The organism is Lentzea sp. NPDC051213, from assembly GCF_044455585.1.
Lineage (GTDB): Bacteria > Actinomycetota > Actinomycetes > Mycobacteriales > Pseudonocardiaceae > Lentzea.
This window is the reverse complement of sequence record NZ_JBITEX010000003.1, coordinates 956,287-978,193: the sequence shown is the minus strand read 5'-3', so window position 1 is coordinate 978,193 and position 21,907 is coordinate 956,287. Positions and strand designations below refer to the sequence as shown.

General features: G+C 69.4%; 29 protein-coding genes. 10 read left to right on the top strand and 19 right to left on the bottom strand.

Annotation, left to right across the window (positions count from 1 at the left end; all coding sequences use genetic code 11):
• Nucleotides 1-149: 149 nt before the first annotated feature.
• The gene (locus ACIA8G_RS17715; RefSeq protein ID WP_396419551.1) at nt 150-1,238 is read left to right on the top strand and encodes an adenosine deaminase; all 1,089 of its coding nucleotides are present in this window, start codon (nt 150-152) and stop codon (nt 1,236-1,238) included.
• Here the strand turns inward: ACIA8G_RS17715 and ACIA8G_RS17710 are convergent.
• Complete coding sequence (locus ACIA8G_RS17710; protein ID WP_396419549.1) at nt 1,228-2,208, bottom strand: dTDP-glucose 4,6-dehydratase; 981 nt, start codon at nt 2,206-2,208, stop codon at nt 1,228-1,230. The two genes, ACIA8G_RS17715 and ACIA8G_RS17710, sit on opposite strands and share 11 nt — an antisense overlap.
• Nucleotide 2,209: 1 nt before the next feature.
• The gene (locus tag ACIA8G_RS17705) at nt 2,210-2,953 is read right to left on the bottom strand and encodes a GntR family transcriptional regulator (protein ID WP_396419547.1); all 744 of its coding nucleotides are present in this window, start codon (nt 2,951-2,953) and stop codon (nt 2,210-2,212) included.
• A 141-nt stretch (nt 2,954-3,094) separates the two neighbouring features.
• Here ACIA8G_RS17705 and ACIA8G_RS17700 point away from each other — a divergent pair, with 141 nt between their 5' ends.
• On the top strand, nt 3,095-3,427 hold the full coding sequence (locus ACIA8G_RS17700) for a hypothetical protein (RefSeq protein WP_396419546.1): 333 nt from the start codon (nt 3,095-3,097) through the stop codon (nt 3,425-3,427).
• A gap of 76 nt (nt 3,428-3,503) precedes the next feature.
• Here the strand turns inward: ACIA8G_RS17700 and ACIA8G_RS17695 are convergent, their stop codons facing one another.
• From ACIA8G_RS17695 to ACIA8G_RS17685, 3 genes are read right to left on the bottom strand one after another with little or no spacing between them, the layout of a single operon-like run.
• Nucleotides 3,504-4,721, bottom strand: coding sequence for a primosomal protein (locus ACIA8G_RS17695; RefSeq protein WP_396419545.1), 1,218 nt, complete (start codon nt 4,719-4,721; stop codon nt 3,504-3,506).
• 54 nt (nt 4,722-4,775) lie between these two features.
• Nucleotides 4,776-5,213: a YbaB/EbfC family nucleoid-associated protein gene (locus tag ACIA8G_RS17690; RefSeq protein ID WP_396419544.1), complete on the bottom strand. Its 438-nt coding sequence runs from the start codon at nt 5,211-5,213 to the stop codon at nt 4,776-4,778.
• Nucleotides 5,210-5,578 (bottom strand): hypothetical protein, encoded by a 369-nt coding sequence (locus tag ACIA8G_RS17685; protein WP_396419543.1) that lies wholly within the window; start codon nt 5,576-5,578, stop codon nt 5,210-5,212. The genes ACIA8G_RS17690 and ACIA8G_RS17685 overlap by 4 nt, the downstream gene beginning before the upstream one ends.
• A 16-nt stretch (nt 5,579-5,594) precedes the next feature.
• On the opposite strand from ACIA8G_RS17685, the gene ACIA8G_RS17680 reads away from it, so the two are divergent.
• Nucleotides 5,595-5,921 (top strand): YnfA family protein, encoded by a 327-nt coding sequence (locus tag ACIA8G_RS17680; protein ID WP_396419542.1) that lies wholly within the window; start codon nt 5,595-5,597, stop codon nt 5,919-5,921.
• Here ACIA8G_RS17680 and ACIA8G_RS17675 read toward each other — a convergent pair.
• The gene (locus ACIA8G_RS17675) at nt 5,902-6,465 is read right to left on the bottom strand and encodes a TetR/AcrR family transcriptional regulator (RefSeq protein WP_396419541.1); all 564 of its coding nucleotides are present in this window, start codon (nt 6,463-6,465) and stop codon (nt 5,902-5,904) included. The genes ACIA8G_RS17680 and ACIA8G_RS17675 overlap by 20 nt on opposite strands.
• A gap of 83 nt (nt 6,466-6,548) precedes the next feature.
• Here ACIA8G_RS17675 and ACIA8G_RS17670 point away from each other — a divergent pair, with 83 nt between their 5' ends.
• The 3 genes from ACIA8G_RS17670 to ACIA8G_RS17660 are packed head-to-tail and all read left to right on the top strand — an operon-like array spanning nt 6,549 to nt 8,395.
• Nucleotides 6,549-6,974, top strand: a complete 426-nt coding sequence (locus ACIA8G_RS17670) for a 4-oxalocrotonate tautomerase family protein (RefSeq protein ID WP_396419540.1) — start codon at nt 6,549-6,551, stop codon at nt 6,972-6,974.
• Complete coding sequence (locus tag ACIA8G_RS17665; protein ID WP_396419539.1) at nt 6,967-7,965, top strand: zinc-binding dehydrogenase; 999 nt, start codon at nt 6,967-6,969, stop codon at nt 7,963-7,965. Before ACIA8G_RS17670 ends, ACIA8G_RS17665 begins: the two co-directional genes overlap by 8 nt.
• 10 nt (nt 7,966-7,975) lie before the next feature.
• Nucleotides 7,976-8,395: a limonene-1,2-epoxide hydrolase family protein gene (locus tag ACIA8G_RS17660; RefSeq protein WP_396419538.1), complete on the top strand. Its 420-nt coding sequence runs from the start codon at nt 7,976-7,978 to the stop codon at nt 8,393-8,395.
• On the opposite strand, the gene ACIA8G_RS17655 is transcribed toward ACIA8G_RS17660, so the two are convergent.
• On the bottom strand, nt 8,385-9,548 hold the full coding sequence (locus ACIA8G_RS17655) for an NlpC/P60 family protein (protein ID WP_396419537.1): 1,164 nt from the start codon (nt 9,546-9,548) through the stop codon (nt 8,385-8,387). The two genes, ACIA8G_RS17660 and ACIA8G_RS17655, sit on opposite strands and share 11 nt — an antisense overlap.
• Nucleotides 9,545-9,871 (bottom strand): hypothetical protein, encoded by a 327-nt coding sequence (locus ACIA8G_RS17650; RefSeq protein WP_396419536.1) that lies wholly within the window; start codon nt 9,869-9,871, stop codon nt 9,545-9,547. Before ACIA8G_RS17650 ends, ACIA8G_RS17655 begins: the two co-directional genes overlap by 4 nt.
• Before the next feature lie 93 nt (nt 9,872-9,964).
• Between ACIA8G_RS17650 and ACIA8G_RS17645 the strand changes: the two genes are divergently transcribed.
• On the top strand, nt 9,965-10,501 hold the full coding sequence (locus tag ACIA8G_RS17645) for an SMI1/KNR4 family protein (RefSeq protein WP_396419535.1): 537 nt from the start codon (nt 9,965-9,967) through the stop codon (nt 10,499-10,501).
• Here the strand turns inward: ACIA8G_RS17645 and ACIA8G_RS17640 are convergent.
• From ACIA8G_RS17640 to ACIA8G_RS17630, 3 genes are all read right to left on the bottom strand, one after another.
• Nucleotides 10,498-11,094: a MarC family protein gene (locus ACIA8G_RS17640; RefSeq protein WP_396419534.1), complete on the bottom strand. Its 597-nt coding sequence runs from the start codon at nt 11,092-11,094 to the stop codon at nt 10,498-10,500. The genes ACIA8G_RS17645 and ACIA8G_RS17640 overlap by 4 nt on opposite strands.
• A gap of 89 nt (nt 11,095-11,183) precedes the next feature.
• Complete coding sequence (locus ACIA8G_RS17635; protein WP_396419533.1) at nt 11,184-13,370, bottom strand: FtsX-like permease family protein; 2,187 nt, start codon at nt 13,368-13,370, stop codon at nt 11,184-11,186.
• Nucleotides 13,367-14,056, bottom strand: coding sequence for an ABC transporter ATP-binding protein (locus ACIA8G_RS17630; protein ID WP_396419532.1), 690 nt, complete (start codon nt 14,054-14,056; stop codon nt 13,367-13,369). The genes ACIA8G_RS17635 and ACIA8G_RS17630 overlap by 4 nt, the downstream gene beginning before the upstream one ends.
• 109 nt (nt 14,057-14,165) lie before the next feature.
• On the opposite strand from ACIA8G_RS17630, the gene ACIA8G_RS17625 reads away from it, so the two are divergent.
• The 3 genes from ACIA8G_RS17625 to ACIA8G_RS17615 are packed head-to-tail and all read left to right on the top strand — an operon-like array spanning nt 14,166 to nt 16,113.
• Nucleotides 14,166-15,296: a sensor histidine kinase gene (locus tag ACIA8G_RS17625; protein ID WP_396419531.1), complete on the top strand. Its 1,131-nt coding sequence runs from the start codon at nt 14,166-14,168 to the stop codon at nt 15,294-15,296.
• On the top strand, nt 15,293-15,919 hold the full coding sequence (locus tag ACIA8G_RS17620) for a response regulator (RefSeq protein ID WP_396419530.1): 627 nt from the start codon (nt 15,293-15,295) through the stop codon (nt 15,917-15,919). The genes ACIA8G_RS17625 and ACIA8G_RS17620 overlap by 4 nt, the downstream gene beginning before the upstream one ends.
• A 2-nt stretch (nt 15,920-15,921) precedes the next feature.
• Nucleotides 15,922-16,113 carry a helix-hairpin-helix domain-containing protein gene (locus ACIA8G_RS17615; RefSeq protein WP_396419529.1) on the top strand — a complete coding sequence of 64 codons (192 nt, stop codon included), beginning with the start codon at nt 15,922-15,924 and terminating at the stop codon, nt 16,111-16,113.
• A 3-nt stretch (nt 16,114-16,116) separates the two neighbouring features.
• Here the strand turns inward: ACIA8G_RS17615 and ACIA8G_RS17610 are convergent, their stop codons facing one another.
• From ACIA8G_RS17610 to ACIA8G_RS17575, 8 genes are all read right to left on the bottom strand, one after another.
• Nucleotides 16,117-16,980: an aldehyde dehydrogenase family protein gene (locus ACIA8G_RS17610; protein WP_396419528.1), complete on the bottom strand. Its 864-nt coding sequence runs from the start codon at nt 16,978-16,980 to the stop codon at nt 16,117-16,119.
• Complete coding sequence (locus tag ACIA8G_RS17605; RefSeq protein ID WP_396419527.1) at nt 16,973-18,400, bottom strand: aldehyde dehydrogenase family protein; 1,428 nt, start codon at nt 18,398-18,400, stop codon at nt 16,973-16,975. The genes ACIA8G_RS17610 and ACIA8G_RS17605 overlap by 8 nt, the downstream gene beginning before the upstream one ends.
• 4 nt (nt 18,401-18,404) lie before the next feature.
• Nucleotides 18,405-19,361, bottom strand: coding sequence for a deoxyribose-phosphate aldolase (gene deoC, locus ACIA8G_RS17600; RefSeq protein WP_396419526.1), 957 nt, complete (start codon nt 19,359-19,361; stop codon nt 18,405-18,407).
• Between the two features lie 56 nt (nt 19,362-19,417).
• A complete protein-coding gene (locus tag ACIA8G_RS17595; protein WP_396419525.1) occupies nt 19,418-19,747 on the bottom strand; it encodes a hypothetical protein in 330 nt (109 codons plus the stop codon).
• Nucleotides 19,747-20,391: a DUF1707 domain-containing protein gene (locus ACIA8G_RS17590; protein WP_396419524.1), complete on the bottom strand. Its 645-nt coding sequence runs from the start codon at nt 20,389-20,391 to the stop codon at nt 19,747-19,749. Before ACIA8G_RS17590 ends, ACIA8G_RS17595 begins: the two co-directional genes overlap by 1 nt.
• A gap of 100 nt (nt 20,392-20,491) precedes the next feature.
• The gene (locus ACIA8G_RS17585; protein WP_396419523.1) at nt 20,492-20,689 is read right to left on the bottom strand and encodes a hypothetical protein; all 198 of its coding nucleotides are present in this window, start codon (nt 20,687-20,689) and stop codon (nt 20,492-20,494) included.
• Between the two features lie 102 nt (nt 20,690-20,791).
• The gene (locus ACIA8G_RS17580; protein WP_396419522.1) at nt 20,792-21,256 is read right to left on the bottom strand and encodes a hypothetical protein; all 465 of its coding nucleotides are present in this window, start codon (nt 21,254-21,256) and stop codon (nt 20,792-20,794) included.
• Nucleotides 21,253-21,900 (bottom strand): ArsR family transcriptional regulator, encoded by a 648-nt coding sequence (locus ACIA8G_RS17575; RefSeq protein ID WP_396419521.1) that lies wholly within the window; start codon nt 21,898-21,900, stop codon nt 21,253-21,255. Before ACIA8G_RS17575 ends, ACIA8G_RS17580 begins: the two co-directional genes overlap by 4 nt.
• Nucleotides 21,901-21,907 lie beyond the last annotated feature (7 nt).

The window sequence follows — 21,907 nt, the reverse complement described above, 5'->3', positions numbered from 1 at the left end:
TACCTTGGGGTGACTCAAGCGTCGATCTGGTTGCAGAAAGTTGCTGATCACGGATCGGCAACATCCAGGATCCAGCCGTCGATCATAGCCGGAGCAAGATCATTTTGGCCAGCGCTGAAGCGGCGTGTCGCCTGAAGTAACGTGTAGCAATGTCCACGCCGCTTACCTTGGAGACCATCCGCAGCGCGCCGAAGGTGCTGCTGCACGACCACCTCGACGGTGGCCTCCGCCCGCAGACGGTGATCGAACTCGCCGATGCCTCCGGCTACCAGGGCCTGCCCACCACTGACGCGGGCGTCCTGGCCGGCTGGTTCCGCGACAACGCCAACTCCGGGTCGCTCGTCCGCTACCTGGAAGGCTTCGCGCACACCTGTGGCGTCATGCAGGACGAGGCCTCACTGGTCCGCGTCGCCGCCGAGGCCGTCGAGGACCTCGCCGCCGACGGTGTCGTCTACGCCGAGATCCGCTACGCCCCCGAGCTGAACACCGAGAAGGGCCTCTCCCTGGAGCAGGTCGTCGAGGCCGTCCAGGAGGGCTTCCGCCTCGGCTCCGCCCGTGTCGCCGAGACCGGCCGCAAGATCCGCATCGGGACCCTGCTGTGCGCGATGCGCCAGAACGAGGGCTGGCTGCGCATCGCCGAACTGGCCGTCCGCTACCGCGACCTCGGCGTCGTCGGCTTCGACATCGCGGGCCCCGAAGCCGGCTTCCCGCCCACCAGGGGCCTCGACACCTTCGAGTACCTGCGCCAGCAGAACACGCACTTCACCATCCACGCGGGCGAGGCCTTCGGCCTGCCGTCCATCTGGGAGGCGATCCAGCACTGCGGTGCCGAACGTCTCGGCCACGGCGTCCGCATCGTCGACGACATCAAGGTCGACGGCGACGGCAGCGTCCAGCTGGGCCGCCTGGCCGCGTACGTCCGCGACCGCCGCATCCCGCTGGAGATGTGCCCGACCTCGAACCTGCAGACCGGCGCGGCGGCCACCATCGCCGACCACCCGATCGGCCTGCTCGCCAAGCTGCGGTTCCGGGTGACCGTGAACACCGACAACCGGCTGATGAGCGACTGCACGCTCTCCAGCGAGTTCGCCGCGCTGGTCGAGACGTTCGGTTACGGGTGGGCTGATCTGCAGTGGTTCACGATCAACGCCATGAAGTCGGCGTTCATCGGGTTCGACGAGCGGCTCGCGATCATCAACGAGCTGGTCAAGCCGGGGTACGCGGCGCTCACCGCGTAGTCGTCGCCCACGCGCTCTCGTCGATCGGGCTGAGGGCGCGCAACGGTTCCCACCACGCGCGGTTGGCCGCGTACCAGCGGATGGTGTCCCGGACACCGGCTTCGAAGCCGATCTCCGGGCGCCATCCGAGCTCGCGGCCGATCCGCGTGGAGTCGAGCAGGTACCGCCGGTCGTGCCCAGGCCGGTCCGGCACGACGCTCTTGCGCGACTGCGGCAGTCCCAGCTCGTCCAGCACCAGGTCCGCGATCTCGTCGACGTTCGCCTCGACACCCGTGCCGACGTGATAGGTGCGGCCGATCTCGCCAGCCTGCAGCACTGCGTCGATCGCCCGGCAGTGGTCCAGCACGTGGATCCACTCACGCTTGTTGCCGCGCGCCGCGTAGATCGGCAGCTGCTCGCCGTCGAGCGCCTTGACCGTGAACAGCGGCAGCACGTTCTCCGGAAACTGGTTGGGCCCGTAGTTGTTGGCGCAGTTGGTGATCGTGACCGGCAGGTCGAACGTCTCGTAGTACGAGCGCACCGCGTGGTCGGCACCCGCCTTCGAGGCGTTGTACGGCGTGCGCGGACGGTAGGGCGACTCTTCGTGGAACGCGTCAGCAGCATCGAGCGCGAGATCTCCGTACACCTCGCACGTCGACACGTGGTGGAACCGCCGGACGCCCGCGCGACGGCACGACTCCAGCAACGCCTGGGTAGCCAGCACGTTGGTGCGGAAGAACCGGCCGGGATCCAGCACGGCGAGGCTGTTGTGCGACTCGGCGGCGAAGTTCACCACCACGTCGATGCCCTCGACGTCGGCCTCGGCGATGTCAGAGTGGACGAACGGCACGTCGGCGGGCAGGTTCGCGCGCGTGCCCCGATAGGTCAGCGCGTCCAGGGCGATGACCTCGTCCGCGGGGTGCGAGCGCAGCCAGTAGCGGGTGAAGTGCGAGCCGATGAACCCGGCCGCACCGGTGATGAGCACGCGCATGTCAGTTCTCCTCGGGGATCGGTGCCACGCCGGGTGGTTCGGCGCCTGGCCAGCCGCGGAACTCGACCTCCAGCCGGAAGCGGTGGCCGAGGTAGTGGTGCTCGGACAGGGCGATCGGCCGTTCGGCGGCGTCCAGAGCGATGCGGCGCACCAACAACACCGGCGTGCCAACCGAGACACCGAGCAGCGGGCCGACATCTCCCGCAGCAACGGCCGCGATGCTCTGCCGCACCAACGCGATCTCGTTTCCGTTGCGCCGCAACGTCTCCCACGTGCCCGGCGACTCGGCGTCGGCCCGGCTGACCGGCGCCGCCAGCTCCAGCGGCACCCACTCGGTGACGACGTCCAGCGCAGAGGAACCGGTGCGGCGCAACGACCGCACGCGCAGCATCTCGCCCGCGCCGAGCGTGAGGGCGACATCGGATGGCGCTGCGCGGTAGCCGTACTCGAGCACGGAACGCACCAGGTCGACACCGGCCTCGGCGACGGCGGACCGCGCGTGCTGGAACGAACCCAGGGCCAGTGGCTGCGCGAACGACACGACGTACCAGCCCGCGCCCTTACGTGACGCCAGGAGTCCCTCGTCGCGCAGTTGCTCCAGGGCGCGGCGGACGGTCACGCGACTGACCTCGTAGCGGCGGCCGAGTTCGGCCTCGCTCTCCAGCGCGCCGGCCGGGCCGTAGTCGCCGAGGGTGATGCGTTCCCTCAGCTCAGTGGCTAGGCGCTGCGACCGCGAACCTGTCATAAACCTGTATCATACAGGTGTTGCAACCGGTTCTTGATCCGGCGCTGGTTGACCAGTCAACGACAGCTGATCGACAGGTACCGCTGGCAGCCTGAAAGTGCCGTCGCACGGTAGACAGTCGACAGAATGTGAGTGGTCCCCATGCGCCCTGCTCTGATCTCCGGTGGCCTCGCGGTGCTCGCCTCGCTGGCGCTCGCCCTGCCCGCGTCCGCCTCCGGTGAGAGCGCCACGTTCTACAGCGGTGCCGACCTTTCCGGCACCAAATCGCCGGTCGACCTCGCCAACGGCGACTGCGTGAACCTGGCCGTGCCCTCCAAGAGCGGCCTGAACGTCTCGTCCGCCGACATCGAGGTCTTCTACAACGCCGACTGCAAGCCGGGCCTGCCGGGCCGCTCCGGCGACACCTACTACGTCCTCGGCAGCCTGCACCAGGGCAACTTCTCGTTCGCCGCGGTGAGCTACCGGGTCCGTTAGGCGCCAACGAAAAGGGCCACCCCGCGGGGTGGCCCTTTTCGTGCGATCAGGTGCGATCAGGTGCGATCAGGTGCGATCAGTTGGTGTTGAGGCGGTCCTCGAACTTCGCCTGCAGCTCGCGGAACGAGGCCACCTCGGCGTCGTACGGCGCGGACGGCGCGAGACGCGTCGGGTCCGGCGAGACCACGAACGACACCAGCCAGCCCAGTGACTCGGACGAGGCCAGCGCGTCCTTCACGGACTCGTCGTCGGCCCACTCGGCGGCGTCCTCGAACAGTTCGACCGCGAGGTCGAGCTGCTGCGGGTCGAGGGCGTCGGGGCCCTCCTCCATGTCCTCGGCGATGCCGGTCAGCACGTAGACGTTCTCGTCGTCCACGTCGACCTTGAGCTCGCCCGCGGTGGCCTTGACCTTGACGTCGTTCCAGGTCTCCACGTCGGCGAGGTCGTGCTCGTCGTTCTCGGCCACGAACCGGCTCAGGCTGCGGCCCGAACCGAAGACCTCGATCTTGCCGCGACGGCCGAGGAACAGCGGGTCGTCGCCGAGGTAGCAGCGCAGCGTGTAGAACTCGCCGGCCGATGTGATGATCTTGATGGGGTCGATGCCCGCGTCGGCCCAGAAGCCGGTGGGCGCGGCCTTCTCCTCGTCGTCGGAGTCGGCGTCGGAGTCCGCGTCGGCCGCTGCCGGGGCGGCGGCCTCCAGCACGGCGAGCTCGTCCTGTGCGACGGCGAGTTCCTTCTCGGGGACCTCCGGCGTGTTCACCACGCTGTCGATCGCGTCGAGGACCTCGTCCCACTTCTCGGAGACGACCGCGGACAGCTCGTCCCACAGCTTGGCGCCGTCACGGCCGCTGAACGGCAGCGTGCCCTGCGGCAGCAGCGAGAAGCCCTCCGCGGAGTCGAGCACCTCGTGGACCTTCTCCAGGTCGCAGACGTCGGCCAGTGCCCGCACGATCGCGATGACGTCGGCCAGCTCGCCGATCGTCCAGGTGTCCGGCTCCTCCGCGATCAGCTCGGGCACGCCGACCAGGTCGAACTGGTGGTTGTCGTCCGGCGAGAGGTCCGCGACGCCCAGCGACGGCACGACCGGCCACGCCGGGTGGTCGGTCAGGTCGTGCTCCTCTGCGGTGCGCACGAAGGCGGCGAGGTGCGCGGCGTCGGGGAAGACGAACAGGTCTTCCTCGTCACCGAGGAACGCCTCCCACTCCTCGCCCTTCTCGCGCCAACGGGGTGCCCACAGCGTGACAACGTCACCCTGCGTCAGCCCCAGCTCGATGGGGACGATGTCCTGCGCCATCCTGACCTCCCGGTCACGCCTGCCGAATGCCGTGGGCGAGCCTAACGGTGCTGATCACCGGCGCCCAAAGGGGTTCTCGAAGAACGCGTCCTCGTCCGGGTCCTCAACGATAGGCGCTCGGCTCCGCCGCTCCGCAGGCGGCTCGGGAGCAGCGGCTTTCGGAGGCACGACCGGGTGCCACGTCGACCGGAAGGGTGAGTCGCCGGCGATGGACTCCACGTCGATCGCCACGCCGTCACCGAGTGCCAGCGCCATCTTGTTGAAGCTCGTCTGCACGGCCGCGTTCGTCGCGAGCTGCGCGGTCTCGGTGACCACGTGGCCCACCGCCTGCGCACCCTGGTTGAGCAGCGCCGGGTGCAGGTGCACGGCCCTGAGCTCGCCCTTCGCGGTCGCCGTGACCATGCACAGCCCGTTCGGGTGCTCGACCGTCTCGGCGGTGACCGCGAGGTCGCGCTGGAGCTGCTCGACGGCCTGCATGCGTTCCTCGTTCACCGCCGCCACCCGAGCTCGTCCTCGTCCTGCCCGCGCACGATCCCGAGCTCCGTCAGCTCCCGCGGGTCGACGACCCGCTCCAGCGACTGGTGCAGCCGGGTCGCGGCGGCGCGTTGTGCCTTCTCGGCGATGCGAATGATCTCGGCGGCCAGGCCCTGCGGTCCCATCCGCAACGCGGCGGGGCTCACCGTGATCTGCTGGGGCGGACCGCCCGGCGTCGCGATCACCGTCACCGCGCCGTCCGGTGAGGACGCACGTCCCGTGATGGGACCGCTGCGCGTGACGTGTTCCGACACGGCGTGCTCGACATCGCGCACTTTTCGCGCGGCGCGCTCGACGTCGTCGTCCACCTGATCACTCCCCACTGTGACAGTGTGCCGCATGATCCTTCGTTCGGTCGTGCTGTTCGCACTCGCCGCCCTCATGGAGATCGGTGGCGCCTGGCTGGTGTGGCAGGGCGTGCGGGAGCATCGCGGCTGGTTGTGGATCGGCGGGGGTGTCATCGCGCTGGGCGTTTACGGCTTTGTGGCGACCCTGCAGGCCGATGCCCACTTCGGACGGATCCTCGCGGCCTACGGCGGCGTGTTCGTGGCAGGTTCGCTCGCGTGGGGGATGGTCGTCGACGGCTTCCGGCCGGACCGCTACGACGTGCTGGGCGCGTTGATCTGCCTGGCCGGCGTCGCCGTGATCATGTACGCGCCCCGATAGCCGATTCGAGCAGGGCAGCCAGCTCGGCGGCCACGTCGTCGAGCGGCTGGACGCTCCGTTGTGCCCGGCACATCGCGACGGCGCCTTCCGCGGCGGCGACGGCGAGTGCCGCGAGGCGATCCGCGCGGTCACCTGCCACGCCGTGCTCCCGCAGCGACTCGGCGAGCTGTGCCGACCACGTCCGGAACGCCTCGGCGGCGGCGGCCAACGCCTCGCCGTCGGTGGTGTCCTCCACTGAGACCGCGAGCACGGGGCAACCGGCCCGGAACTCGGTCTCGGTGACGATCTGCCGCCACAGCGCGAAGAACGCCCTCACCCCGTCGACCGGTCCTTTGCGGAGCTTCGCCGCGAGCAGTCCCGACACCGTGTCCGCGGCCCACCGGACCGCCTCGGTCGCCAGCTGGCCCTTGCCGCCGGGGAAGTAGTGGTACGTCGAGCCGAGCGGCGTGCCCGCGTGCTTGGCGACCTCCCGGATGCTCGTCGCGTTGAGACCGCGGCGCCGGATCATGTCGGCCGCTCCCACGACGATCTGCTCTCGGGTCATGAACACCTCTCTGGCTATAACGCTCGTCATAGGATAGCGTCTGCCGGGGGTTATGACAGTCGTTATAGATCGGGGAGTGCGCAATGCCGATGATCGAGCTGACCGTCCAGGCCGGGTCGCTGACCGATGCCGGGCGCAAGAGCGTGCAGCGTGACCTCGCCACGTTGCTGCTGAAGTGGGAGGGCGCGCCGGACAACGAGTTCTTCCGCTCGGTGGCGTGGACCTACCTGCACGAGCTGCCCGCGGGAGCGCAGACGACCGCCGAGGACGACGCGCCGCGGTTCCGGGTGGACGTTCGCGTTCCGGCCGGCGCGCTGTCCGATCGGCGCAAGGCCGGGCTGGTGCAGGAGGCGACCGCGCTGGTGCTCGAGGCCGCCGGGCTGGGCGAGGCGGACGTGCTGCGGGTGTGGGTGCTCATCCACGAGCAGGCGGAGGGGACGTGGGGTGCCGGCGGGCAGATCGTGAAGTTCGCCGAGCTGAAGGCGATGGCGCAGGCCGCCGATGCGTGAGCTGACCTACGTCGGCAAGCGGACCGTCGAGTGGCGCGAAGTGCCGGACCCGGTCCTGCAGTCCGACGACGACGCGATCGTGGCGCCGGTCGCGGCGTCTCCCTGTGACGTGGACGCGGCGCTCATCGCCGGGTACGGCCCGATTCCTCCGCCGTTCGCCATCGGTCACGAGTGCGTCGCGCGCGTGGTCGAGGTCGGGGACTCCAGCCGCTTCTCGCCGGGAGACCTGGTCGTCGTGCCGTGGGCGATCTCGTGCGGAGCCTGTGAGCGCTGCCGCGACGGGACCACCTCGGCCTGCACGTCGGTGCCGCACATGGCGATGTTCGGCACTCCCCTCGGGGGCGAGTGGGGTGGCCTGTACTCCGACCTGGTGCGGGTCCCGTGGGCGGACGCGATGCTGGTGCCGTTGCCAGCAGGGCTCGATCCGATCGCGATGGCGTCGGCGAGTGACAACTGGTCGCTGGCGTGGCGGCTCGTCGCGCCCCACCTCAAGGCGAAGCCGGGGGCGCGGGTGCTGGTGATGGCAGTGGGCAGCACCGGCCTCTACGTGTGCGACGTTGCTCGCGCGCTGGGTGCGTCCGATGTCCTGTACGTCGATCCGGATCCGGCTCATCGCGCCATCGCCGAGGGGTATGGCGCGCGAACTGCGGCGGAGATCGAGCCGGTGCACCACGGGTTCGACCTCGCGGTCGAGGCCACGGGGCGAGTCGACCAGCTCGCGACGGCCCTGCGATCCCTCGTGCCAGAGGGCTTCTGCGAGAGCACGGGCAACCACTTCAAGCCGGGCGAGTTGCCGCTCCTGGAGTTGGGCCTGAACGGCGTCACGCTGCGCGTCGCGCGGGACAACGTCAGTGCACACCTGCCCGACGCGCTGGAGCTGGCGGCGTCGGGGCAGGTCGATCCCGGCCGGGTGGTGTCCGGGGTGTTCGACTGGGAGCAGCTGCCCGAGGTGTTGGCGGAGCGGCACCTCAAGCCGGTGTTCACTCGCTAACCTCTGACACATGACTGATCCTCGGGACGTTGTCACCGCCCTGCTGCAAGCCTCCGAGAGCGGTGACCCCGAGGAGGTCGTGAGCCACATGTCCGACGACGTGGTGTGGCAGAACGTCCCGCTGCCGCCCGCGCGCGGGAAAGCCACCGTGGCCAAGCAGTTCCGGGCCATGCACAAGGTCATCACGGACGTCGAGGTGCACATCCACAACATCGCGGCCAACGGCGACGTGGTGCTGACCGAGCGCACCGACGTGATCGGGCGCGGTGCCTTCAGGGCCGAGTTCTGGGTGTGCGGCACGTTCGTGGTGCGCGACGGGAAAGTCGTGCTGTGGCGCGACTACTACGACAACGCGACGTTCCTGTTCGCGGTCCTGAAGGGACTGGGCCGGGCGGCCTTCGTGACCGCCCGGGCGAAACTCAGCCGGTAGGCCGGTAGAAGCCGTAGAACGACATGCCGCTGTTGGTCGTGCGGATCTTGCCGACCTGCACCGGGTCGCCGGCCTCGACCATCTGGCCGTTGCCGATCACCATTGCCACGTGCCCGTCCCACACCACCAGGTCGCCCGGCAGCAGCTGGTCCGCCGGCACGGACGCGCCCATCGCCTGCGACGAGGCCGGGCGGGGGATGTCGAAGCCCGCGTTCTTGTAGGCCCACTGGGTCAGGCCAGAGCAGTCGGTGCCCTGCGGCGGGTTCGCGCCACCCCACACGTACGGGGTGCCGAGCGCGGACAGCGCGTTGCGGACTGCCTTCGCCGCGGTCTCGTTCGGGGCTTCCGCGCTGCTGCCGTCCGGCAGGTTCACGCCGACGCCGGTGCCAGGCTGCGGCGGGATCGCGACCGGGAGCCGGGGGCCTGAGCCGCCACCGCCACCTCCGCCTCCACCACCGGAGCCGCCGCCACCGCCGCCTCCGCCCCCGCCCCCGCCTCCAGAACTGGAGCCGTTGCCGGAGTCCTGCTTCTTGGAGTCGCCACCGGCGCTGGAGGTCGTGGTGGAACCTTCGTCGCCACCGAGCGGGTCGCCGAGCTTGCCCAGCGTGCCCATGTCGGGCTTCTGCATGCCGTTGAGCTGACCGACCAGCTGGCTGAGCTGGTCGCGCACCTTCTGCAGTTCGGCGGAGGTCTTGCCCTGGTAACCGGACGCCATTCCGGCGAGGTCGGCCAGCGCGGCGAGCACCACACCGGGGCCGGCGATCGCGCTGAGGGCGACGGCGGCGGCCAGCTTCGGGGTCGCCCTCGAGACGAACTCGTCGATCAGGCCCTGGATGGCGGTGCGGCCGCCGGTCACCGCGGAGACACCGGAGGCCGCCACGGTCTTGGCCGTGGAAGCGTTCTGCGCCAACGTGTTCGCGGCCGTGGCGAACGCGGCGACCCGGCTGGTGAAGGCGTTGGCCCTGTCGCCGGACCAGGTGTTCAGCACCGCGGTCGAGGCCGAGGCGTGCCGCGAGCCCAGGTCGGTCAGCGCGGTCTGGGCGCGTCCGAACTGGTCACCCACGCGGGTGGCGCCGCCGGTGTCGCCGTCCAGTTTGGCCAGGTCTTCCTTCATGGGCGCGATGAACGCGCTCAGAAGTCCTTCGACGCTCATGCACGCGCCGCCTTGTCGAGCGACGCCTTGTGCGCCTCTTCCTGGGCGATGTAGGCATCGCGGGCTTTCGCGACGGCGTTGCCGAGCCCGGCGAGACCGGTGGACGCGGCCTTCAGAGCGTCGAGCTGCGCCTGGGCCGCGGTCTGGAAGGCGGCGTTGAGACCCACCTCGTTGCCGATCTTGCCGAAGCAGTCGCCCGGCAGGGACGTGGTGCCGCTCAGCGTGCCGGTGCCGACGCCGCCGACCTCGCCTGCCAGGCCGTTCGCGGCCGACGCGTAGCCCGTCAAGGCGTCGAGGTCGACCTTGAGACCCTGTTCCGCCATCTGAAAGCTTCTTCCCCCAGTAGTGACCTGTTCGCCTTGATCCTGCCCCGATGGGCGGTACCTCGCCCGTCGTTCCGCCAAGATCATGGAACCGTGGGTGTGATCGAGCACTGGAACCGGATCCTGGCATGGCTGGCTGAGCACGCTCCCGCCACCCGTGCCGTGCTGCAGCCGAGGTATGACGCGCTGCCGGAGCTTCGGGTTCCGATCGACCTGCAGCTGTGGTGGAGCGTCTACGGCGGCACGGAGGAGGGCCTCTACGCCGAGATCCTGCCGCCCTTCTACACGCCGCTGGGCGCCGATCGCGCGTTCGTGCTCAGGGAGACCCACACGAGCAAGCCCGCGGACGGGTCGGAGGCGGGCTCGCCGACCGCGGGTTTTCACCCGGAATGGCTGCCGATCGCCTTCGACGGCACGGGTGACGTGCTCGCGGTGGACCTGCGCCCCGGCGTGCTGCGCGGCTGCGTGGTCGAGTGGGACCAGGAGCGCAACGAGATGGTCAAGCCGGAGTGGACGTCGATCCTGGAGATGTTCGACCAGGTCGCGACGGCGCTGGAGACGCGCAGCACGGTCGGGCACTGCTTCCCCGAGGTCAACTCGGCGGGCGAGCTGGGCTGGCGGACCAGCTAACTGGCCACCCGTTCGAGGATGCCCAGCGAGATCAGGCCCTCGATGATCTGGTCGACGCCCAGCGCCGCGAGCAGCACGCCGAGCACCCGCACGAGCACCCAGGCGTAGGTCATCTTCACCCAGCGCATCAGGATGCCGAGCACCGCGATCGCGGCCAGGTCGAGCGCGATCACCGCGGCGAACCCGCCCGCCAGCACGAACGTCGTCCCGATCGACTTCGTGTCCGAGAGCAGGAACAGGTAGGCCAGCGCCACGGGGTTCGCGTAGTACGCGGTGGCCAGTTCGTGGGTGCCGCGGGTCTCGTCGTGCGTGGGGTCCTGCTTGCGGCCGAGCACGAGGTCGAGCGCGTGCACGAACAGGATCACGCCGCTGGCCAGGTACAACCCGCCCTCGCTGATGTGGAAGAGCGAGAGCAGCAAGCGCCCGGCCACCACCACGAACAGGCCGACACCCAGGGCGATCGCGGTGGAGGACAACGCCACCCGCCACCGCGTCCGGGAGTCGGCCCCCTCGGTGTCCATCAGGAACGCCAGGAGGATCTTGGGCGGGCCGACCACCGCGACCAGGATGCTGAAGGCTTCCACGAACTTCATGGCGGCCATGATCGAGCTGCCGGCCCGGCGGCGCCTGCTGCCTCACGCCGCCGGGTGAACGTCAGCTCCTCAGATCGACGACGACAGAGCTACTCGGCCGCGTAGTCCCGCGCGCTGATTCCGCGCAGCACCGGCCCACAAGCCAGCGCCGCCACCAGCGCAACCACCAGCCCGACAGCCACCGGTGCCGCCACCCAAGGCGTGATCGGCATGTCGCCGTGCCCGACCAGTCCCCGAGCCAGAGTGAGCAGCCCGAGTCCCACCACAAGTCCCGCCCCGCAGGCCGCGAGCGTGACAGCAAAGACCGGCAACATCACCTCCCGCCGCAGTGCATGCCCCAGGACCCGAACAGGAGTGCCTGCCGCGATCAACGCACCGAAAGTGCGCCTGCGGTCGATCACCGACCCGGCCGCGGCCACCGCCGCGCCGATGCCGCCGAGGATCGCCGCGATCGAGAGCCCGATGACCGTGGCCCGCTGCAGGTCGCCCATCAACGTGTCACCCCAGAGCGCCCGCTGCTCGCCGTCGACCAGCCGCACGCCGGGCAGCGTGCCGACCAGCGCGGTGTGCACGGCGTCGCGGTTCTCCGGTGTCGTCGGCACGCCGACCATCGACACCTTGCCCGCGATCTCCGGCAGCAGTTCCGGATCGATCACCACGCGGATCCGGCCGGTTCCTTCGAACGGCCTCGTCTCGTACCGCGCGGGCAGCTTCGCGGTCACGACGTCGCGCGGCCCGGTCGACTTGAACACGTCGCCGGTCAGCTTCCACGACCCGTACACGGCAGGTCCGGGCTGACATGCCAGGCCGTTGAGCACCTTCGAGACGTCCGCACACTTGCCGACGATCACGTACGTCCCGTAGTCGCGCTCCTCGCCAGTGCTCACCGAGCCGTCCAGCATCGTGACGATCGGCGCCGAGGTCGACAGCCGCAACGGTGTGACGTCGTGCGTCACCTCCTCCGCGACGATCGCGTCGGCGCTCCACGTGTCGTCGCGGGACGGCACCTGACTTTCCAGGCCGGGCAACATGGTCAGCGCCATCGACCCGGTGAAGACGGCGATCACCACACCGGCCGAGCCGCGGAACGCCGCCACCGGATCACCGGACAGCCGGCGACCGGCCAGCAGCGTCGACGGCGTGCGCCACCGGCCGACGAAATACCTGCCGACCCACGCGGTCAGCACCGGACCGGCCAGCACCAGCGCGAGCGCCACCGCGCCGAGTCCGAGGAGCACGACGGTGAACTGGCTGTCGCCACCGGCTTCCTGCGCGTACAGGATGCCGAGGAAGAACACGCCCAGTGCGCCCGCGATCATCAGCAGTCGCCACGGCCGCACCTTGCGCTGTTCCTCGGCGGCGAGCGGCCGGCTCACCACGCGCCGCAGTCCCATGATCGCCGCGCCGACCACCAGCACCGGCGCGAGCAGCGCCACCGCCGCGATCACCGCTGGCGACGGCACGAAGTCGCCCGGATACCAGGTCCCGCCTGCCCACGGGACCAGCGCCGTGATGTGGCTGAACGGCTGTGCCAGCACGACACCCAGCACGCTGCCGACGATCGCGCCGATCGCGGTCTCCACGGCCGTCATCACGATGACCTGCCGCGGGGACGCGCCGGCGAGCCGGAGCGCGGCGAGGCGCCGTTCCCGCTTCGCCGCGGTCAGCCGAGCTGCCGACGCGACCAGCACGAGGCACGGCACGACGAGCACCACGAGCCCGACACGGGTGAGCAGGTAGAGCATGCCCTTGTAGTCGTCGCGGTACGAGCCGGCGCCGCCCTCCAGGCCGGTCGCCGGGTAGCCGTTCTCGATCTTGGGGTGGCCGACGATCGCGACGAGCTCGCCGGGGAACTGCAGCGCTTCCTGCCCGAGCACGCCGATCTGCTTGCCGGGGAAGCGGTTCCCGAGCTTCTCCGGCGGTGTGGTGCGCACGAGATCGGCGAGGGCGGGAGACAGCAGCACCTCGCCCGCTTCGGGGAACTTGGTGATGCCGGCCGCGACCTTGATGTCGCCCTGCTCGGTGCGTGCGACGTCGAACCGTTCGATGAGCTTGCCGTCGTACGAATCCCGGTTCATCGCAACGGAAATCGCACCCTTGTCAGCCTTCCCCATGGTGTCGCGCCACGCCGTGCGGTCGGCGCGGGCCTGCAGGCCGTTCGGTGCGGCGACGAGCCAGAGCACCAGCGACACCGCGATCATCACGCCGAGCGCGACCAGCACGGTCGCCACCTGGCTGCGGCGGTCGCGGCGCAGCACCGCGAGCGCGATCCTCACGCGGACACCGCCTTGCGGTGCTCGGGCACGGCGATCCGGCCGTCCTCGATCTCGACGACCCGCGACGCCCGTTCGGCGATCGCCTTGTCGTGCGTGACGATCACGACGGCCGCTTCGGTCTCCTCGGCGGCGGCCAGCAGGGCGGTCATCATCTCCTGGCCGGTGCGGGTGTCCAGGGCACCGGTCGGTTCGTCGGCGAAGATCACGCGTGGCCGGTGCGCCAGGGCTCGCGCGATCGCCACGCGCTGCGCCTGCCCGCCGGACAGCTCGCCGGGCCGCCGTTTCTCCATGCCCTGCAGGCCGAGGCGGGTGAGCCACAGCCGGGCAGCGCCGAGCGACTCCGTGCGCGACCCGCCGGCCAGCAGCATCGGCAGCGCGGCGTTCTCCTCCGCGGTCAGCTCGGCGACGAGCATGCCCGACTGGAAGACGAACCCGAACGCCGTGCGCCGCAGTTCGCTGCGGCCTGTCTCGTTCAGCTCACCGATGGCGCGCCCGTTGAGGAAGACCTCACCGCCGTCGGCGCGCAGGATGCCGGACAGGACGTGCAGCAGCGTCGTCTTGCCGGAGCCGGACGGACCGACGACCGCCAGCACGTCCCCGGCCTTGATGTCGATGTCCACCCCGGCGAGCGCGTGCACGTCGCCGTAGGTCTTGACCAGGCCACGAGCGGCCAGAACCGAATTCATGTCACTCAAGGTGCCGGTCGCGGGTACGCGAAACCTCAGCCGGAACGACACACCGGGTCAGCCGGATGACCGAGGCCGGAGAGGTGTGGTGGTCCTACCGTTGTCTCCCGTGGACAACCATCGGGGCCAGTGGCCGATCGCCGGTTTGCTCGCCTTGCTGATGCTGGGCGAGCTGATTCTCATGCAGGGGCCGCGCAGCGCCGAGGCGCTCGTGTGGCTGCTCAGCGTGCCTCCGTGCATCGCGGCGGTGGCGTCGTTCAAGACACGTTCCCTGACCATCCCGGTGACCGTGGCGTCGATCTTCGTGTCGTCGTTCGTCATGCGGCTGTTCGACGTGTCTCTGCCCACGATCCTGAGCCCGCTCACCATCGCAGAGACCGCCGCGTGCCTGGTCATCACCGCCGTGGTGGTGCGCGAGGAGCCACGGCGCTCCGCCACGTGGTCCGTGGGCTCGCTGATGGTGGTGAGCGTCTTCGCGGCGATCGTCCGCGACAACTGGCTCTCCACCAGCAACTCCTCCGAGGTGCTCGGCTCGCTGGTGCTGGGCTTCCTGGCCGTCGGCACCGGCCTGTACTTCCGCGCCCGCGACACCGAGAGCGGCCGCCTGATCGCCGCCGCGGTCACGGACGCGCAGAAGGAAGAACGCATCGCGCTGGCCAGGGAGCTGCACGACGTCGTCGCGCACCACGTGACCGGCATGCTCGTGCAGGCCCAGGCCGCGCTGGAGGTCTCCGACGACGACCCGCGCGCCGCGCACCGCCTCCTGCCGGGCATCGTGCGGTCCGGCACGGAGGCGCTGGGCGCGATGCGCCGCATGGTCGGCACCCTGCGGCAGGGCGAGAGCGACGTCGCCACCACCGACCTGGCCGCCGACGTGATCTCGACCGTCGAACGCACCCGCGAGCTCGGCTTCGAGACCAGGCTGCGCATCGACCTGCCCGACGACGTGGCGCCCGAACTGGGCCGCTCGGTGCTGCGCCTGGTCCAGGAGTCGCTCACCAACGTGCACAAACACGCGCAGAGCCCCACCATGATCGACGTGGAGATCTCGCGAACGCCGCAGAACGCGCTGCGGGTGATCGTCGCGGACGACGGTCAGCCGCACGAGCTGAACCAGGGTGGCTACGGCCTCGTAGGCATGCGTGAGAGGGTCGACCTGCTCGGTGGCCTGTTCTCCGCGGGTCCGCGCGAGAACGGCTGGCAGGTGCTCGCCGAGCTACCTCTGGAAGGGCACAAGTGATCTCGGTTCTCATCGCCGACGACCAGGAGATGGTCCGCGTCGGTTTCCGCATGATCCTCGAGAAGCAGCCGGACATCACGGTCGTCGCGGACGTGCCGGACGGCATCTCGGCGGTGACGGCGGCGCGCGAGCACCGGCCGGACGTCGCGTTGCTCGACATCCGCATGCCCGGCCTGGACGGGCTGGAGGTCACCAAGAAGCTCGCCGGCACCACGAAGGTCGTCGTGGTGACGACGTTCGACCTGGACGAGTACGTGCACACGGCGCTGGAGAACGGCGCCTCCGGGTTCCTGACGAAGGACGCCGGGCCGGCCCTGCTGGTCGAGGCGGTGCGGGCGGCGGCGCAGGGCAACGCGTTGATCTCGCCGCAGGTGACCGTCCGGATGCTGGAGCACTTCGCGCGGCCGGCTCAGCGGCCCGATCTCGGGCTGCTCACCGCACGGGAACAGGACGTCGTGCGGGAGGTGGCGCGCGGGCTCAGCAACCAGGAGATCGCGTCGGAGCTCTACCTGTCGCTGTCGACGGTGAAGACGCACCTCGCGTCGGTGCAGACCAAGCTCAACGTGCGCAACCGCGTCGGTATCGCGTCTTGGGCGTGGCGCGCCGGTCTGGTGAACTCCTGAGCATGTCGGAGTTCCCGCGCACCATCGGCAAAGTGGCGGCCCGCGAGCTGGCGTCGAACGGCTACACCACGTTCGACTCGCTCACGAAGGTGTCGGCCAAGGAACTGCTGAAGATCCACGGCGTCGGCCCGAAGGCGATCAGGATCCTCGGGGAGGAGCTGGCGGCGCAGGGCAAGGCCTACGCCGCCGAGTAGCTCCTACACACCCATGGGGTGCCAGACCGTCTTCGTCTCGAGGTAGGCCCGCAGCCGCGACATGTCCGGCTCGCGAGTGAAGTCCTCGCTGACCTTGTTGCGCAGCACGCGCTTCACCGTCCCCGCCGCACTGCGCTCCAGGTCGACGCGCAACGACTCGGGCGCGCCCGTCAGGTCGAGAGCGTTCACGTCGGCGTGCGACGCGAGCCACGGCGCGATCTCCGCGGTGCGGCCGGTGATGATGTTGACCACGCCAGCGGGCACGTCGCTCGTCGCGAGCACCTCGGACAGCGTGATCGCGGGCAGCGGCCGGTCCTGCGAGGTGATCACCACGCACGTGTTGCCGGACGCGATCACCGGCGCGATCACGGACACCAGGCCCAGCAACGACGACTGCTGCGGCGCGAACACCGCGACCACACCCGTCGGTTCCGGCGTGGAGAACGAGAAGTACGGGCCGGCGACCGGGTTCGAGGAACCCAGCACGGCCGCGATCTTGTCAGTCCAGCCCGCGTACCAGACCCAGCGGTCGATCGCGGCGTCCACGAGGGACTGCGCCTTCTTCACCGCGACGCCCTCGGAGGCGGCGACCTCGGTGATGAACTGCTCGCGGCGGCCCTCCAGCACCTCGGCCACCCGGTACAGGACCTGGCCGCGGTTGTACGCCGTGGCGCCGGACCAGCCGGAGAAGGCCTTGCGGGCGGCGGAGACCGCGTCACGGGCGTCCTTGCGGGAGCCCTGCGCGGCGTTCGCGAGGAAGGTGCCCTTCGAGTCGGTGACCGGGTAGCTGCGGCCCGACTCGGACCGCGGGAACTTGCCGCCGATGTAGAGCTTGTAGGTCTTCGCGACCGAGATGCGATCAGACATCGAGGTAGGCCTCCAGCCCGGTGCGGCCGCCCTCACGGCCGAAGCCCGACTCCTGGTACCCGCCGAACGGCGCGGCCGGGTCGAAGCGGTTGAACGTGTTGGACCACACCACGCCGGCGCGCATCTGCTGTGCCATCCAGAGAATGCGCGAGCCCTTCTCCGTCCAGACACCGGCGGACAGGCCGTACGGCGTGTTGTTCGCCTTGGCCACGGCCTCCTCGGGCGTGCGGAACGTCAGCACCGACAGCACCGGGCCGAAGATCTCCTCGCGGGCGATCCGCATCGCCTGCGAGACGTTCGAGAACACCGTCGGGGCGAAGTAGAAACCCTTGTCCGGCAACGGGCACGACGACGTCCAGCGCTGCGCGCCCTCCGCCTCGCCCGACTCGGTCAGCTCCTTGATCCTGGTGAGCTGCTCGCGCGAGTTGATCGCGCCGACGTCGGTGTTCTTGTCCAGCGGGTCGCCGACGCGCAACGTGGAGACGCGGGCGTGCAGCTTCTCGAGCAGCTCGTCCGCGATGGACTCCTGCACCAGCAGGCGGGAGCCGGCGCAGCAGACGTGGCCCTGGTTGAAGAAGATGCCGTTGACGATGCCCTCGACGGCCTGGTCGAGCGGCGCGTCGTCGAACACGATGTTCGCGGCCTTGCCACCCAGTTCCAGCGTGAGCTTCTTGCTGGTACCGGCCAGCTGCCCCTGAATGATCTTGCCGACGTCGGTCGACCCGGTGAACGCCACCTTGTTGACGTCCGGGTGCTGGACGAGCGTCGCGCCGACGTCACCAGCGCCGGGGATGATGTTCACGACGCCCGGCGGCAGGTCGCACTGCTGGATGATGTCCGCCAGCACCAGCGCCGTCAGCGGCGTGGTCTCGGCCGGCTTCAGCACGACCGTGTTGCCGCACGCCAGCGCGGGCGCGATCTTCCACGCGGCCATCAGGAGCGGGAAGTTCCACGGGATCACCTGTCCCGCAACGCCAAGAGGCTTCGGGTCCGGCCCGTAGCCCGCGTAGCCGAGCTTGTCCGCCCAGCCGGCGTGGTAGAAGAAGTGCGAGGCGGCCGTCGGCACGTCGACGTCGCGCGACTCCTTGATCGGCTTGCCGTTGTCGAGCGACTCCAGCACCGCGAGCTCGCGCCCGCGCTCCTGGATCTGCCGCGCGATGCGGTAGATGTACTTGGCCCGCTCACTTCCCGGCATCTTCGACCACACGCGGTCGTAGGCTTTCCTGGCCGCCTTGACCGCGGTGTCCACATCGGACTCGCTGGCCGTGGAGACCTCGGCGAGCACCTCTTCGGTGCCCGGGTTGATGGTCTTGAGCGGTTCGCCGGTGCCCTCGACGAACTTGCCGTCGACGAACATCCGGTAGTTCGGCTTGAGGTTCGCGATGTCCCGCGACTCGGGCGCGGGGGCGTATTCCCACATGTCTTCAGTCCACCGTCACGTAGTCCGGGCCGCTGTAGTGGCCGTCCAACTGGGTCCGCCGCTGCATCAGCAGGTCGTTCAGCAAGGTCGACGCGCCGAACCGGAAGAGGTGCGGGTCGAGCCACTCCGGCCCGGCCACCTCGTGCACCGCCACCAGGTACTTGATCGCGTCCTTGGTCGCGCGGATGCCGCCGGCGGGCTTGACCCCGCGCAGCTCACCCGTCTGCGTCTGCCAGTCCCGCACGGCCTGCAACATCACATGCGTCACCGGCAACGTCGCGGCGGGCTGCACCTTGCCGGTCGAGGTCTTGATGAAGTCGCCACCGGCCAGCAGGGCGAGCCACGACGCGCGGCGGACGTTGTCGTACGTCACGAGCTCGCCGGTCTCCAGGATGACCTTGAGGTGCGCGTCCCCGCAGGCTTCCTTGACCTTGACGATCTCCTCGAACACCTGGCCGTACCTGCCGCTGAGGAACGCCCCGCGGTCGATCACCATGTCGACCTCGGAGGCACCCTGCTCCACGGCGAACCTGGTGTCCGCGAGCTTGATGTCCATCGTGCTGCGGCCGCTCGGGAAGGCCGTCGCGACGCTGGCGACGTTGATCCCGGTGCCCTTGAGCTCGTCGGCCGCCGTCTTGACCATGTCCGGGTACACGCAGACAGCCGCGACCTTCGGCACGTCCGGCCGCTCGGGGTCGGGCCGCTTGGCCTTGGCGGCCAGGCTGCGCACCTTGCCGGCGGTGTCCGCGCCCTCCAGCGTGGTGAGGTCAACCATGCTGATCGCCAGGTCGATGGCGTGCAGCTTGCTGGCCTTCTTGATGCTCCGCGTGCCGAGGCCCGCGGCTCGTTGCTCGACGCCGACCTGGTCGACGCCGGGGAGCCCGTGCAGGAAACGCCGCAGCGACGATTCGTCGCGCACGGCGTCAGCCAGGGCCGACGGCAGTGTCGTTGGAGCAGCCATGTCTGGGAGTCTAAGCGGAATGGGACGCCCGTCCTAAGTGAGGACGTTTGCGCTGATCAGGGCGCAAAACCCACACGCTGTTCGCCGCGCCGATCGATGATCACGACCTCACCGCGGCGGCCGAGTTCCTCGTAGTGCTCGGCGAACGAGTCGAGGTCGTCGATCGGGTCGTCCAGCCACGACCAGTCGCCCGGTAGCTGCACCAGCGCCGTCCGTGCCCGAGCGAGTGCCTGGTCGAGCCGATTGACGTCACACCGGTACGAGTGCTCGAGGTCCGGACCGGAGACGACCACGGTCCACCGCTTGGTCGCACGCTCCCCGTCGATCTTGAGCATGACGGAGGCGCCGGCGAACCCTGCCAGTTCGATGAGGTCGGTGACCTTCATCAGTCGAGCAGCTCGCGCAGGATCTGGGACTTCTTCCGCTTGGGCCCCTTCACCTCAACGCCACCCATGATCGCGAGCCCGGTGATCCGAACCGTTGGCGCACCAGGGATGTGCCGCCGCCCAGGAGCCCGATCCTCAAAAGCGCCCATGAACCCGAACCCGTCGACGTTGATGTTGATGTCGTCGGGCACCCGGATCTCGACCCCGCCCCAGAACGCGAAGCAGCTGATGGTGACTTCCTGCTCCTCGAACCGGGCGTGGGTCAGGTCGATCTCGATGCCGCCCATGACGGCGACCGCGTTGTGCATGCGCGGCACCACCCACTGGCCCTTGCGGTTGACGCCGGACCAGAAGGCGACGGACACCGCGCTGCCGGGCTGGCCGCCGACCCGGTTGTCGGCGGCCGGTTGGTACTGCGGCACGACCGGGGGCTGCGGCAGGCCGCTGAGCACCAGGTCGGCGGTGATGGGAGCGAGCTCACCGTAGGTCTTCGCGGCGTAGACGGCGCCGAGTCGCTCGTCCAGCTCGTGGATGTCCAGGCGGCCCTCTGCGGTCGCCTTGTGCAGCACCTGCGCGATCCGTTCCCGGTCGGCGTCGGACGCGCGCATGTGACTCGGGTCAGCAGGTACCAGCTCGTCGCTCACCCGATCGAGTTTAGGGCCTGTATCGAAGTCCATGTTCGCGATAGCCGGGCCTCAGGCTCGACTCTCATCGAACGGGACTTCGATACAGGCCCTAGAACTCTCACTTGCGGTTCGGTGCGTACTTGATGGTGATGCCGAGAGCGAGCACGAGGAGCGCGGCGAGGCCGGTGGCGAGGGCCGGGCTGTGGCCCCAGAGCATGGGCAGCAATCCGATCACCACCGCGAGCGACGCCGATACACCCAGAATGAGCAGCGGGGATTCACACAACTGCTGGACGGGCTTCTGTTCGACGGTCACCGTTCGCACCTCCGCGTCTCAACTGGCTCTGAGTCACTTCGGTGCTGTTTTGCCGGATCTTTACTCCCGGATCGGGTCGAGCAGCACCCTGATCGGGTGGTGTCAGGTGAAGAGGCCCAGATGGTCAACGAGTTGGCGTGCTGTCTCGGCCAGCGACTCCGCGATGGCGATCGCGCCACGGCTCTCTGTCGCTTCGACATGTTCCCCGGGAAACGCCGGGTACTCCAGTTCGTTTCGTCGCCGGCGGAGCGTGCCGAGCTGGACGAACGGGCCGCCGAACTGGTCGCGGACCGCCTCGTACACGACCAGGTGCCCGCCTGCCTGCGTCGGCCGAAGTCCTTGCTGAGCAAGGAGAGCCGTGCCGACGAACCTGGCCGCGTCGTAGGCAAGGATGAAGGCGGACTCAGGATCGTCGTCGGCGATCTGCTTCGCCGTGTCGAGGCGGCGTTTGGCTTGACGCAGCCAGGGTTCGGCGACCGCGGCCGCACCGCTGACGCGGTCAAGGTGGCGTTTCGCCAGAAGCGCCTCGATGGCGTCGGCACCTTTGGGCCACTTGGAAATACTCACGCCTCGTTTTCGGTTGCGGCCAAAGGAATCTTGACCACCGGTCGGGTGGAGATCTCCTGCAGCAACGCGTCGTCCTGAGACTGCGTGGCCCACCGTTTGGCGCTCACCACCGTCGGGTTGACAGCTTTCGCCAGACGTTTCTCCGCGCGGTCTGCCGCGGCGTAGACGTCCGCGCGATCGGCGGATTGTTCGGTCGACGCGACGACCATCACGTCGATGTCGCGCGGCTCTGCTCCCGGCTCGCCGTGCAGGCGCGCGGCCCACGAGCCGTAGATCAGGATCTCGGCCACTCCTTGCAACCCGCCGAACTCCTCGGCGACCACCTGCTGCGGGCCGAACGCCAACTCGATCAACCTGGTCAGCGGCTCGACGAGTGCGCTTGCACCTGCGCGGACCAGCCGGGTCCTGCCCACCTGACGTGAGGTGAGAATGCCCGCCTGCTCAAGGCGTTCGACCTCGTTGTGAACGCCGCCCATCGAGCCGTCGACTCGCTTGGCGAGGTCTGTGAGCGAGAGTTCCATGTCTGGGCTGAGCAGCAGCGTTGCGAGGATTCCGGCCTGCAGCCGCGACCGCAGGACGGGAAGCAGCGCGGGCGCGTTACTTCGCATTAACTGAAGATATCTTCGGTTAATGCGAAACGTCAAGCGGCAG